The 12,071-nt window shown below is 70.7% G+C and carries 12 protein-coding genes and 2 pseudogenes; 1 reads left to right on the forward strand and 13 read right to left on the reverse strand.

Annotation, left to right across the window (positions count from 1 at the left end):
• Nucleotides 1–70 precede the first annotated feature (70 nt).
• From AS594_RS10090 to rpsB, 5 genes are all read right to left on the reverse strand, one after another.
• Nucleotides 71–1,069 carry a phosphatidate cytidylyltransferase gene (locus AS594_RS10090; RefSeq protein ID WP_069926654.1) on the reverse strand — a complete coding sequence of 333 codons (999 nt, stop codon included), beginning with the start codon at nt 1,067–1,069 and terminating at the stop codon, nt 71–73.
• A complete protein-coding gene (gene frr, locus AS594_RS10095) occupies nt 1,069–1,626 on the reverse strand; it encodes a ribosome recycling factor (protein ID WP_069930413.1) in 558 nt (185 codons plus the stop codon). Before frr ends, AS594_RS10090 begins: the two co-directional genes overlap by 1 nt.
• A 130-nt stretch (nt 1,627–1,756) precedes the next feature.
• Nucleotides 1,757–2,512 carry a UMP kinase gene (gene pyrH / locus AS594_RS10100; RefSeq protein WP_069926655.1) on the reverse strand — a complete coding sequence of 252 codons (756 nt, stop codon included), beginning with the start codon at nt 2,510–2,512 and terminating at the stop codon, nt 1,757–1,759.
• 158 nt (nt 2,513–2,670) lie between these two features.
• The gene (gene tsf / locus AS594_RS10105; RefSeq protein ID WP_069926656.1) at nt 2,671–3,507 is read right to left on the reverse strand and encodes a translation elongation factor Ts; all 837 of its coding nucleotides are present in this window, start codon (nt 3,505–3,507) and stop codon (nt 2,671–2,673) included.
• Nucleotides 3,508–3,608: 101 nt separating this feature from the next.
• Complete coding sequence (gene rpsB, locus AS594_RS10110) at nt 3,609–4,532, reverse strand: 30S ribosomal protein S2 (RefSeq protein ID WP_069926657.1); 924 nt, start codon at nt 4,530–4,532, stop codon at nt 3,609–3,611.
• A 321-nt stretch (nt 4,533–4,853) separates the two neighbouring features.
• Between rpsB and AS594_RS47555 the strand changes: the two are divergent.
• Nucleotides 4,854–5,216 (forward strand): annotated as a pseudogene (locus tag AS594_RS47555) (peptidoglycan DD-metalloendopeptidase family protein); the annotation flags it as partial.
• Nucleotides 5,217–5,380: 164 nt separating this feature from the next.
• Here the strand turns inward: AS594_RS47555 and AS594_RS10115 are convergent.
• The 8 genes and pseudogenes from AS594_RS10115 to lepB form a co-directional block, all read right to left on the reverse strand.
• On the reverse strand, nt 5,381–5,938 hold the full coding sequence (locus AS594_RS10115; protein ID WP_069926658.1) for a TetR/AcrR family transcriptional regulator: 558 nt from the start codon (nt 5,936–5,938) through the stop codon (nt 5,381–5,383).
• 95 nt (nt 5,939–6,033) lie between these two features.
• Nucleotides 6,034–6,870 carry an RNA polymerase sigma factor WhiG gene (whiG, locus tag AS594_RS10120; RefSeq protein WP_069926659.1) on the reverse strand — a complete coding sequence of 279 codons (837 nt, stop codon included), beginning with the start codon at nt 6,868–6,870 and terminating at the stop codon, nt 6,034–6,036.
• A gap of 239 nt (nt 6,871–7,109) precedes the next feature.
• Nucleotides 7,110–8,378 carry a DNA-processing protein DprA gene (dprA, locus tag AS594_RS10125; RefSeq protein WP_176733158.1) on the reverse strand — a complete coding sequence of 423 codons (1,269 nt, stop codon included), beginning with the start codon at nt 8,376–8,378 and terminating at the stop codon, nt 7,110–7,112.
• Nucleotides 8,375–10,000: pseudogene (locus tag AS594_RS10130) on the reverse strand (YifB family Mg chelatase-like AAA ATPase). The gene dprA and the pseudogene AS594_RS10130 overlap by 4 nt, the downstream one beginning before the upstream one ends.
• Complete coding sequence (locus AS594_RS10135; protein ID WP_069926700.1) at nt 10,000–10,368, reverse strand: YraN family protein; 369 nt, start codon at nt 10,366–10,368, stop codon at nt 10,000–10,002. The pseudogene AS594_RS10130 and the gene AS594_RS10135 overlap by 1 nt, the downstream one beginning before the upstream one ends.
• Before the next feature lie 82 nt (nt 10,369–10,450).
• On the reverse strand, nt 10,451–10,759 hold the full coding sequence (locus AS594_RS10140; protein ID WP_003993268.1) for a DUF2469 domain-containing protein: 309 nt from the start codon (nt 10,757–10,759) through the stop codon (nt 10,451–10,453).
• Nucleotides 10,760–10,814: 55 nt separating this feature from the next.
• Nucleotides 10,815–11,327, reverse strand: a complete 513-nt coding sequence (locus AS594_RS10145; protein WP_176741048.1) for an NUDIX hydrolase — start codon at nt 11,325–11,327, stop codon at nt 10,815–10,817.
• A gap of 7 nt (nt 11,328–11,334) precedes the next feature.
• Nucleotides 11,335–12,066: a signal peptidase I gene (gene lepB, locus AS594_RS10150; protein ID WP_069926701.1), complete on the reverse strand. Its 732-nt coding sequence runs from the start codon at nt 12,064–12,066 to the stop codon at nt 11,335–11,337.
• Nucleotides 12,067–12,071: the final 5 nt, after the last annotated feature.

A 12,071-nucleotide genomic window follows, 5' to 3' on the forward strand; every position in this document is an offset into this window, starting at 1 on the left:
GTGTCGCAGACGTACGGGAGGGGCCCGCCGTCCTGTGGACGAGGGGCCCCTCACCGGCACACAGCGCAGGTCAGCCAGTACCTACGAAGATCACCAGCAGCAACCAGACCACCGGAGCGGTCGGCAGCAGCGAGTCGAGACGGTCCATGATCCCGCCGTGGCCCGGCAGGAGCGTGCCCATGTCCTTGATGCCGAGGTCCCGCTTGATCATGGACTCGCCCAGGTCGCCGAGTGTGGCGCTCGCGGCCACCGCGAGCCCGAGCAGCAGGCCCTGCCACCAGGTCCCGCCGTCGACCAGGAACTCCATGCACAGCGCGCCCGCCGCCATCGCGAAGGCGACCGCGCCGCCCAGCCCTTCCCGGGTCTTGCCCGGGCTGATGCGCGGGGCGAGCTTGTGCCTGCCGAAGCGCCAGCCCACGGCGTACGCCCCGGTGTCGCTGACCACCGTCAGCAGCAGGAAGGTGAGGACCCGCTGCGCGCCGTCGTCGGCGGCCAGCATCATCGCGACGAACGTCGCGAGGAACGGCACGTAGAACGCCGCGAAGACGCCCGCCGTGACGTCCTTGAGGTAGCCCTCGGGAGGTTCGGTCATCCGCCAGACGAGCACCGCGAGCGCGGTGAGTGCCATGGCGACCCATGCACCTTCCGCGCCCCTGACGTACCCGGCCACGACCATCGCCGCGCCGCCGACCGCCAGCGGCACCAGCGGAGCCTTGATCGCCTTGCGCTCTTCCAGCCGCGAGGTCAGCTCCCACAACCCGACCACCACGGCGACCGTTATCACGCCGATGAAGGCGGCTTTCCAGACGAACAGCGACGCGATGATGACCGCGCCGAGTCCCACGCCCACCCCTATGGCGGCACGCAGATCACGCCCCGCACGCTTCTTCTGCGGGGGCGTCGGCGGGGTGGGCATGGGCTCCTCGGGCGGCACGATGGGCATGGGGCGAGTCTGCTCGGCCTGATGCGCATCGTAGGCGGGACCCGCCGGGGCAGGCCCCTGGTCGGAGGGTCCCCACGCGGCGGCGTAGTCGTCCCGCGCCGGGGCCCCCCAGGAAGAGTCGTTCATCAGACCTCGAGCAGCTCGGCTTCCTTGTGCTTGAGCAGCTCGTCCACCTGCGCGGTGTACTTCGCGGTGGTGTCGTCGAGCTCCTTCTCCGCACGGCGGACCTCGTCCTCGCCGGACTCCTTGTCCTTGACGAGCTTGTCGAGGGTCTCCTTGGCCTTGCGGCGGACGGAGCGGATCGAGATCTTGGAGTCCTCGGCCTTGGTCTTGGCGACCTTGATGTACTCCTTGCGGCGGTCCTGCGTCAGCTCGGGGAACGTCACCCGGATGATGTTGCCGTCGTTGCTGGGGTTGACGCCCAGGTCGGAGTCACGGATCGCCTGCTCGATGTTGCGCAGCGCGCTCTTGTCGAACGGCGTCACGATCGCCATGCGCGCCTCGGGCACCGAGAACGAGGCGAGCTGGTTGATCGGCGTCAGCGCACCGTAGTAGTCGGCCACGATCTTGTTGAACATCGCCGGGTGCGCACGGCCGGTGCGGATCGCGGCGAAGTCCTCCTTGGCCACCACGACGGCCTTCTCCATTTTCTCCTCGGCCTCGAGGAGGATTTCTTCGATCACCACTAGCTCCTGCGTGTCTCGATCGGGCCCTGCATGAACTGCATGAACAGACCCTGTGAACCTGCGTCTGTGAATGTGCGCGTCTTCCCTGCACGGTGTCCGACCGGCAGAGTGTTTGTCCATCCTCCGGTCAGGCCCGGGTGCCCCGGTCGCTCACGAGCGTGCCGATCTTCTCACCCTTGACCGCCCGCGCGATATTGCCCTCGGCGAGCAGCTCGAAGACGAGGATCGGAAGGTTGTTGTCCCGGCAGAGAGTAATGGCCGTCATGTCGGCGACCTTCAGGTCCCGGGTGATGACCTCGCCGTACTCCAGCGCGTCGAACTTGACCGCGGCGGGGTTGGTCCGGGGGTCGGAGTCGTAGACCCCGTCGACGCCGTTCTTGCCCATCAGCATGACCTCGGCGTCGATCTCCAGGGCCCGCTGGGCGGCGGTGGTGTCGGTGGAGAAGTAGGGCATGCCCATGCCGGCGCCGAAGATGACGACCCGACCCTTCTCCAGGTGGCGCACGGCACGCAGCGGGATGTACGGCTCGGCGACCTGGCCCATGGTGATGGCGGTCTGCACGCGGCTGTCGATGCCTTCCTTCTCCAGGAAGTCCTGGAGGGCGAGGCAGTTCATGACCGTGCCGAGCATGCCCATGTAGTCCGAGCGGGCCCGGTCCATGCCGCGCTGCTGGAGCTCGGCGCCGCGGAAGAAGTTGCCGCCGCCGATGACGACCGCGATCTCCGCACCGTCACGCACGACGGCGGCGATCTCCCGCGCGATGGCGTGCACGACGTCAGGGTCCACACCCAGGGCGCCGCCGCCCGCGAAGGCCTCGCCGGACAGCTTCAGCATGAAACGGCCGGTCACTTTGCCGTCGTCGCTCTTCTGGGTATTCGTCATGGAGATCTCCTAGTGCACATACGAAGAAGGCCATTGCCGGTGGGTGCTGAGTCCCGTGCGCGGCAATGGCCTCCTCGTAAGATCTGCGGTCGTCCGTTACGTGCGCGTCCGACTGCTGTAGACCCTAGCGGGGTCTACGCTCGATCGCTGAAACGGACTCAGATGCCGACCTTGATGCGCGAGAAGCGCTTCAGGGTGACACCGGCCTCGTCCAGGACCTTCTGGACGGACTTCTTGTTGTCCAGGGCGTACGGCTGGCCGAGGAGGGTGGCCTCCTTGAAGAAGCCGTTGACGCGACCCTCGACGATCTTCGGGAGCGCGGCCTCGGGCTTGCCCTCGGCGCGCGTGGTCTCCTCGGCGACGCGGCGCTCGGCCTCGACGATCTCGGCGGGGACGTCGTCCCGGTCGAGGTACTTCGGGGCGAAGGCGGCGATGTGCTGGGCGATGCCACGGGCCAGGTCGGCGTCGGCCTTGTCCAGCTCGACCAGAACACCGATCTGCGGGGGCAGGTCGGGCATGGTGCGGTGCATGTACGCGGTCACGTAAGCGCCGGAGAACTGCGCGAAGCGGTCGAGGACGATCTTCTCGCCGAGGTTGGCGTTGGCCTCGTCGACGTACGCCTGGACGGTCTTGCCGGGCTCGATCTCGGACGCGAGGAGCGCCTCGATGTCGGCCGGGGACGTCTTGGCGACGTGGGCGGCGAGCGTGTTGGCGACGCTCTGGAACTTGTCACCCTTGGCGACGAAGTCCGTCTCGCACTTCAGCTCGAGCAGGACGCCGGAGGTCTCGTCCTCGGAGATGAGGGAGACGACGGCACCGTTCTCGGCGGAACGGCCCTCGCGCTTGGCGACGCCCTTCTGGCCCTTGATACGCAGAGCCTCGACGGCCTTGTCGACGTTGCCCTCGGCCTCGTCGAGCGCCTTCTTGCAGTCCATCATGCCGGCGCCGGTGAGCTCACGGAGCTTCTTGACGTCCGCGGCGGTGTAGTTCGCCATGATCTGTGAATCTCTCTCGAAGTCGAAGCGAAGATCTACGGGTGGCGGCGGGGGCGGGCGCTCGTCGCGCCCTCCCCCGCCGTCGTCAACCGTGACGGGTGTCAGGCCTGCTCGGCCTCGGCGGCCGGGGCGGCAGCCTCGTCGGCCTTCTCGGCGTCGGCGTCAGCGGCCTTCTCCTCGGCCTCGGCGGCAGCCGGAGCCTCGGTGGCGGCGGCGTCGGCGGCCGGAGCGGCCTCGTCAGCCTTCTTGTCGCCCTCGAGCAGGTCGCGCTCCCACTCGGCGAGCGGCTCGCCGGCGGCCTTGTCGCCCGGCTTCTGGTCGCCGGTCGCTGCGCCGGAGCGGGCGATGAGGCCCTCGGCGACGGCGTCGGCGATCACGCGGGTGAGCAGGGTGACGGAGCGGATCGCGTCGTCGTTGCCCGGGATCTTGTAGTCGACCTCGTCGGGGTCACAGTTGGTGTCGAGGATCGCGACGACCGGGATGTGGAGCTTGCGCGCCTCACCGACGGCGATGTGCTCCTTCTTGGTGTCCACGATCCAGACGGCGCTGGGCACCTTGGACATCTCGCGGATACCGCCGAGGGTCTTCTCCAGCTTGGTCTTCTCGCGGGAGAGAACCAGCAGCTCCTTCTTGGTGAGGCCCGACGCGGCCACGTCCTCGAAGTCGATCTGCTCAAGCTCCTTCAGACGCTGAAGGCGCTTGTAGACGGTGGAGAAGTTGGTCAGCATGCCGCCGAGCCAGCGCTGGTTGACGTAGGGCATGCCCACGCGCGTCGCCTGCTCGGCGATCGCTTCCTGCGCCTGCTTCTTGGTGCCGACGAACATGATGGAGCCGCCGTGGGCGACGGTCTCCTTGACGAACTCGTAGGCGCGGTCGATGTACGACAGCGACTGGAGCAGGTCGATGATGTAGATGCCGTTGCGCTCCGTGAAGATGAAGCGCTTCATCTTCGGGTTCCAACGACGGGTCTGGTGACCGAAGTGGACGCCGCTTTCCAGCAGCTCCCGCATCGTGACGACGGCCATGGCCGTACTCCTTGAGTTACTCGGTTTGCCGCGTCCGCAGGATTGCGGTCGCGCCTGACGCCCCATGCGCCGTGCCACAAGGGACCGAGCGGCGCGGCCACCGACCGCAGAGAGGGTGTGGTGGCGGGGCGTGCGAAGTCGACCCGGTGACCCGGATCGCCACAAGAAGTGTACGGGACCTACGCGGTGCCGGGTGACGGCGCTGTCCACAACCACACCACCGTCCACAGATCCGGGCCATGATCCCCGGAAATCGGCTCAGGACGAGACGGTTCGTGGATGCGACGAATGACTGTGCTGGTCCTGGCCCTGATCACCGCGATGCTCATCCCCTCCCCCGGCTCCCCCGGCGCCATCGCCGCCGAGCCGCCGGACGCGGCGGTGTGGCCGGTGGGCGAGCGCCCGCCGGTCGTACGGTCCTGGGAGCCGCCCCCGTCCCCCTACGCGGCGGGGCACCGGGGCGTGGATCTGGCGGCGGCTCCGGGCGAGGCCGTACGAGCGGCGGCCTCGGGCCGGGTCTCCTTCGCGGGGCGGGTGGCCGGGCGCGGAGTCCTGGCCATCACCCTGCCGGGCACCGGCGAACCACCGCTGCGCACGACGTACGAACCGGTGCTCGCGCTGGTGGACAAGGGCGAGGAGGTGACCGCCGGGCAGGTGGTGGCCGTGCTCCAGAACGGCCCGTTCCACTGCCCGGTCGGCTGTCTGCACTGGGGGCTGCTCCGGGGCGGGACCTACCTGGACCCGCTGACGCTGCTTCCCGGCCACCTGCTCCGGAGGGGCCCGCCGCGCCTGCTGCCGGTCTTCGGCGTCCCGCTCCCGGCGCGGGCCGGGTCCCCGCGGCGGGTGGCTCAGCCCTGGACGCCGCGCAGGGCCATCGCCACGGCCGTGTCCGCGATCACGTCCGGATTCTCCGCCGCGCCGAGCTCGATGCGGCGTACCGCCGCGTCGACGACCCCCTGGAGCATCATCGCGGCCAGCCGTGGCTGCTCGTGGCCCAGTGCGGCGAGCGCCTCGACGATCATCGTCACCAGACCGCCGTGCGCGGCGCGGATCTTCTCGCGGGCGCCCGCGTCGAGCTCGCTGGCGGAGATCGCGACGACGGCGCGGTGACGCCGGTCGCCGACGAGCACCAGCTGCGCGCGTACGTACGCCTCGATCTTGCCCGCCGGGGTGTCGGCCCGCTCCATGGCGTTCTCGACCTCGGCGGCCCAGACCGGGAAGTCGACGGCGCACAGCTCCTCGACCACGGAGGCGCGGGAACGGAAGTACTCGTACACGGACGACCGGGCGAGGCCGGTGCGCTCAGCGAGGGCGGGGAAGGTCAGCGCCTCCGTACCGCCTTCGGACAGCAGGGAGCGGGCGGCGTCCAGCAGGGCGCCGCGCTGCATCGTCCGGTGCTCGGCCACCGAGGCCGCTCGAATCCTTGGCACGGTCCCACTCTACGGATGAGCCGCCGCCCTGACGATGCGGCCGTAGCGGCAGGGACGATTCAGCGCCGTTGTCAGCGCCCCGCGTCGGCCAGCTTCGCCCGCAGCTGGAGCACCGATTTGGTGTGGATCTGGCTGACCCGGCTCTCGGTCACGCCGAGCACGTTGCCGATCTCCGCGAGGGTGAGACCTTCGTAGTAGTACAGCGTGACCACGGTCTTCTCACGGTCGGGCAGCGTGTTGATGGCGCGGGCGAGCAGCCGGCGCAGCTCGCGGTCCTCGGCCACCTCGACCGGGTTGTCGGCGTGGGTGTCCTCCAGCGTGTCCATCAGACTCAGCCGGTCGCCGCCCTCGCTCCCGGCGTGCAGCAGCTCTTCCAGGGCGACCACGTTCGCCAGCGACAACTGGCTGAAAACAGCGTGCAGTTCCTCCAGGAGGATGCCCATCTCGGCCGCGACTTCGCTCTCGGAGGGCGTACGGCGCAACTGCGCCTCCAGCGTCGCGTACGCGCGCTCGACGGCCTTGGCCTTCTGGCGCACCGAACGGGGGATCCAGTCCAGGGCCCGCAGCTCGTCGATCATGGCGCCGCGGATCCGGGTGATCGCGTAGGTCTCGAACTTGATCGATCTTTCGATGTCGAACTTCTCGATGGCGTCGATGAGCCCGAAGACACCGGAGGAGACGAAGTCGGCCTGCTCGACATTGGGAGGCAGCCCGACACTGACCCGCCCCGCGACGTACTTCACCAGCGGCGAGTAGTGCAGGATCAGCTGCTCTCGCAGCCGCTCGTCGCCCGTGGTCTTGTACGACCGCCACAACTCGTCGACAGACGAGGGTGCGGCAGGCCGCACACTGCCACGCGCCGCGGGTGGCACTGCCGCGCGGTCAGACCCGGAGGTGTGCTGGGGCATGCGTTGCCTTGAGCCGTTCTGCTGTGACGTCGGGGGAATCTTGCGTCTGGGGGAATGCTCGTGAGCGTAGCGTGACTGCGGCGTCGCAGTCCGCGCAGGATATGGGATGGCCCCCTACAAGATGAATGACGAGCAGCACGCCGCGCTCCGGGGCCGTCACGGTGTACGGCGGCCCCGGAGCGCGGTCCAGGTGGGCCGAGAAGCTCATCACCAGTACCTTTTCACCCGAATGCCGCTGGTCAAGTACCGCCTCGCCGCACGTTCGCATGGTCCGGGGCCCCGGACGTCAACTGCCATCCGTCACCCCGTCGTTCCACGAACCCCAAGGAGTGCAGTTCGTACAGCTTGCCGAGTGCCTCGTCCGGGGTGGTTCCCGCGTCCCGGGCGACGCCGCGCACGTCGGCGCGGCCCCGGGCCGGCAACGACTCCAGGACAAGAGCGGCGACCGGATCGAGCAGGTCCCTCGGCAGTACGGGTCCCCGGCGCGCCGGGGCGAGCTCCCCGATGTCCCCGACCAGCTCGACCACCTCGGCCGCGTCGGTGACCAGCACGCCCTCACCCCGCAGCAGTTCGTGCACCCCCGCCGAGAGGCCGCTGGTGGCGGGGCCGGGGACGCCCATGGTGAATCGCCCGAGCCGCTGAGCGCCGCGCGCCGTCACCAGCGAGCCGCTGCGGTACTCCGCCTCCACGACGACCGTGCCCCGGGTGAGGGCGGCGATCACCCGGTTCCGGAGGATGAACCGGCTCTGCGTGGGATGGCCGCCGGGCGGCAACTCGCCCACCACGAGTCCCTGTTCGGCGATGCGCCCGATCAACTCCGCGTGCCCCCGGGGATAGACCACGTCGACCCCGCACGCCAGCACCGCGACAGTGGCTCCGCCCGCCGCCAGCACCCCCCGGTGGGCGGCGCCGTCCACGCCGAACGCGGCCCCGGACACCACCACCCAGCCGCGCTCGGCGAGCCCGGCGCCGAGCGAAGCGGCCATGTGCGCCCCGTAGGGCGTGCAGGCCCGGGCCCCGACGACGGCGACGGACCGCAGCGCCCACATCCTCAGATGCGGTCCGCCGCGCACCCACAGCCCCACCGGTCTGCCGTCCCCCAGATCGTCGAGCTGGCCGGGCCACTCCTCGTCGCCGGGGCAGACGAAGCGGCCGCCGACCGCTGCCACTGCCGCCAGGTCCCGTGCGGGGTCGGCGCCCGCCGCCCGCGTCCGGTAGCCGCCGAGCCGCTTGCCCGTCACGCCGGTCAGCGCCTCGGCCGCTTCCTCGAAGTCGAGCGAGGTCAGCCTGCGCATCAGCTCCACCGCGCCGCACTCGCGGAGCCACCGGCCGGCGGCCTCGTCCCCGGGCTCGACGACCCGGGTCAGCGCAGCCCTCGCCAGCCGTTCCTGATCACTCACCCGCCGGCCTTCCGCCCGGCGCACGCCGCCGTGCGTCCCCCCTGCCGCTGTCCCGACCGCTCGCGCGCCCATCACGTCGTCGGTCTCCCGCCGCGCTCCCCCGCTCATGCCCTGCCTCCGGTCAGCGCGGGAGCGCCCCGCGCGATCCCCGTGCGCAGCTCCAGCGCCAGGTCGACGTGTCCCGCGTCGGGCCGGTCGCGGCCGGCCAGGTCCGCGACCGTCCAGGCGACGCGCAGCACCCGGTCCAGGCCACGGGCGGTCAGCAGTCCGCGCTCCATGTCGCGTTCGGCCGCGCCGAGCGCCCCGGGCGCCGGCTGCCAGCGGGTACGCAGCTCACGTCCCGGCACGTCGCTGTTCGTGTGCCACGGGGTGCCCTCCAGTCGCGCCGCCGCCCGCGCCCTCGCCTCCAGCACACGCGCGGCGACCACCGCCGACGACTCGCCGCGTCCGCCTTGCCCCAGCAGATCGGCCCGCTGCACCGGCTCCACCCCGACCCGCAGGTCGACCCGGTCGAGCAGCGGTCCCGAAAGCCGGGCCTGGTACTTGCGGATCGCGGACGGCGGGCACTCGCACCCGGAGCGGTGCAGGGTGTGCCGTCCGCAGGGACAGGGGTTGGCCGCCAGGACCATGAGGAACCGCGCGGGCAGCCGCACCACACCCGCGCTGCGCGCCACCACCACATGCCCCGACTCCAGCGGCTGGCGCAGCGAGTCCAGGGCCCGTCCGCTGAACTCGGGGGCCTCGTCCAGGAAGAGAATCCCGCGGTGGGCCAGCGAGACGGCCCCCGGCCTCGGCAGTCCGTTGCCTCCGCCGACCAGCGACTGCATGGTGGCCGAGTGGTGCGGCGCGCAGTACGGCGGTGTCCTGACCAGTGGCTCACCCGGCGGCAGGATGCCCGCCACCGAGTGCACGGCCGTCACCTCCAGCGACTCCTGCCTGGTCAGCGGCGGCAGCACGCCGGGCATGCGCTCCGCCAGCATCGTCTTGCCCGCGCCCGGCGGGCCGTGGAGGAGCAGGTGGTGGCCTCCCGCCGCCGCGACCTCGAGCGCCGTACGGGCCGCGTGCTGCCCGGCGACCTCGGCGAGGTCGGGGCCGTCGCCCCCGCCGCCCCGGTCACCGGTGGCCAGCCCCGTGCCCACCCCGGCGCCCGGCACCATCAGCCCGGCGAGCATCGCGTCGGGCCGCCCCTCCTCGGCCCGCTCCTCCTCCGGCACCTCGGCTCCGGTCAGCACGGCGATGAGCTGGCGCAGGCTCCGCACGCCGAGCACGGAGACACCGGGCACGAGCGCGGCCTCCGCCGCCGTCTGCTGCGGCACGACGACCTACCGGTACCCCGCTTCGGCGGCGGCGAGGACGGCCGGCAGGACGCCGCGCACCGGCCGCACCCTCCCGTCGAGCCCCAGCTCCCCGATCATCACCAGATCGGCGATCTCCCTGGGGTCGATGCGCTCGGCCGCCCCCAGCACCGCGACCGCGACGGCCGGATCGAATCCGCTGCCGCTCTTCGGTACGAAGGCGGGGCTCAGCCCCACCGTGAGCTTCTTCTGCGGCCAGTCGGCCCCCGAGTTGACGACGGCCGCCCGCACCCGGTCCCGGCTCTCGATCAGGCTCTTGTCGGGCAGGCCCACCAGCGTGAAGGCGGCCACCCCCGGCTCCAGGTCGGCCTGGACCTCGACCACCACGCCCTCGACCCCGACCAGGGCCACCGAGCACGTACGCGCGAACCCCATCACGCCACCCCCCGTGCGTGCTCGACGAGAGGGGCCCCGCGCCGGGGCAGCACCACCCCGACGAGATCGATCCGCACCCCGCCGGGCGGCGGTCCTCCGTGCTCGTGCGTCCAGCGCTCGGCGAGACGGCGCAGCCGCTCCGCCTTCGTGGATCTGAGAGCCTGCATCGGGTGTTCGAACGGGCCCGCCCTGCGGGTCTTGACCTCGCAGATGACCAGGGCGTCGCCGTCCCGGGCGACGATGTCGATCTCTCCCGCGCGGCAGCGCCAGTTGCGTTCCAGGACGGTCATGCCGCCCTCGACGAGCCTGCGCGCCGCGAGGTCCTCGCCGTACCGGCCGAGAGCTCCTGTGGCATTCTTCGCGTTCATCCGGTTCCACCCCGGAACCGAATGTGCCGCGATCACCGCCAACTAGTGGATCTTGGTGGACAACCGGTCGGTTGTGGAAAACTCAGCCACTCGGAAGTTCGAGATCGCTCTTGTTGAGCTCCTCGATATTCACGTCCTTGAACGTCAGTACCCGTACCTGCTTGACGAACCTGGCCGGCCTGTACATGTCCCAGACCCAGGCGTCCGCCATGGATACTTCGAAGAAGACCTCACCCTGGACCGAGTGCACCTGCATCTCGTAGTCGTTCGTGAGGTAGAACCGCCGCTCGGTCTCGATCACGTATTTGAACAGACCGACGACATCGCGGTACTCCCGGTAGAGCTTCAGCTCCATCTCGGTCTCGTACTTCTCGAGGTCCTCGGCGCTCATGGCATGTTCCCCTTCAGCCTTGCGTCCCCCTATTGTGCGCCAGCCCCGTGCGCCCCTATGCGACTTCCGGGGCCAAGACCAACGGCGTACCAGGAGGACCCTCGTCGAGCAGCGTACGCAGCAGCCCGGCGAGCTTGGTGGGGTACACCGTCTCACGCGTCGCGGACAGTTCGGCGGAGGTCCACCACCTCAGCCCCGCGACGCTCCGCCGCTCCAGTACGGTCAGTCCGTCGAGCACCGTCTCGGTCCGCGTCGTACGGGCGAGGTAGAACCATTCGTCCTGGTCCCAGCGCCGCCCGTCGAACATGAAGGAGCAGTGCCGCTGCCAGATCACCGGGCCCAGCTCGACCTCTGTGATCCCCGTCTCCTCCGCCAGCTCCCGCAGCGCGGCCTCGGCCCGTGTCTCGTCGCCCTCCACCCCGCCCCCCGGGGTGAACCACCAGGTCAGCGCCGGGTCGTCCGGCTCGTAGCCGTGCATCAGCAGGACCCGGTCGGCCGGGTCGAGCAGGATCACCCGCGCGACCTTCCGGTGCCCGCCCCGGGCCTCGGCCTGCGCTTGCGTCTCCACGGTCACCTCACCGTCCACCGGTACCCGCCTTCCGCCGCCCGACCCGCTTGGCGACCGGTCCGTACGCCGCTCCGCCGAAGATCAGCACCACCCCCGCCGCCACGGCGGCCAGCACCGGGACGACCGGTCCGGGCTGCGAAACGCCGCCGGGCAGGGTCTCGAATCCGTCCGGCCGCTCCAGGGTCCCGCCCCACGGCCAGGCGACGGCGTCGACGCGCGCGTCCACATTGCCCACCGGGACCGTGCCCTTCGCGGCGTCCTCGATGTGCCCGCGCGAGTCGACCGACGTACGCCGTTCGTCACCCAGCAGGAAGAGGTGCCCCTCGGGCACCTCGGACGTGAACGGGGTGGTCGACGCGGGCTCTCCGCCCGCCAGGTAGGGCTCGTCCAGGGGTTTGCCGTTCAGCGTCAGCCGGCCGTCCTTGCCGCAGCAGGCGACCTTGTCGCCGCCGACCCCGACCACACGCTTGACCATCGGCAGATTGCCCCACACGGAGTCGGTGAAGATCACCACGTCTCCGCGCCGCACCTCGCCGCCGTCTATTCGCTGGGCGAGCACCCGGTCGCCCGCCTTGATCGAGGGGGTCATCGAATCGGTCGGCACCGTGTACGGCTTGTACTGCACCGCTCCCCAGGCGAAGCCGCCGAGGAAGAGCACACAGCCGACGGCCACGGCCAGCCCGGACAACGCGTTGCCGAGCCGGCCGCGGCCGCCTTCTGTACGTCCTGTTCCGCTCATCGCAG

Source organism: Streptomyces agglomeratus (assembly GCF_001746415.1).
In the GTDB taxonomy this organism is placed as follows: domain Bacteria; phylum Actinomycetota; class Actinomycetes; order Streptomycetales; family Streptomycetaceae; genus Streptomyces; species Streptomyces agglomeratus.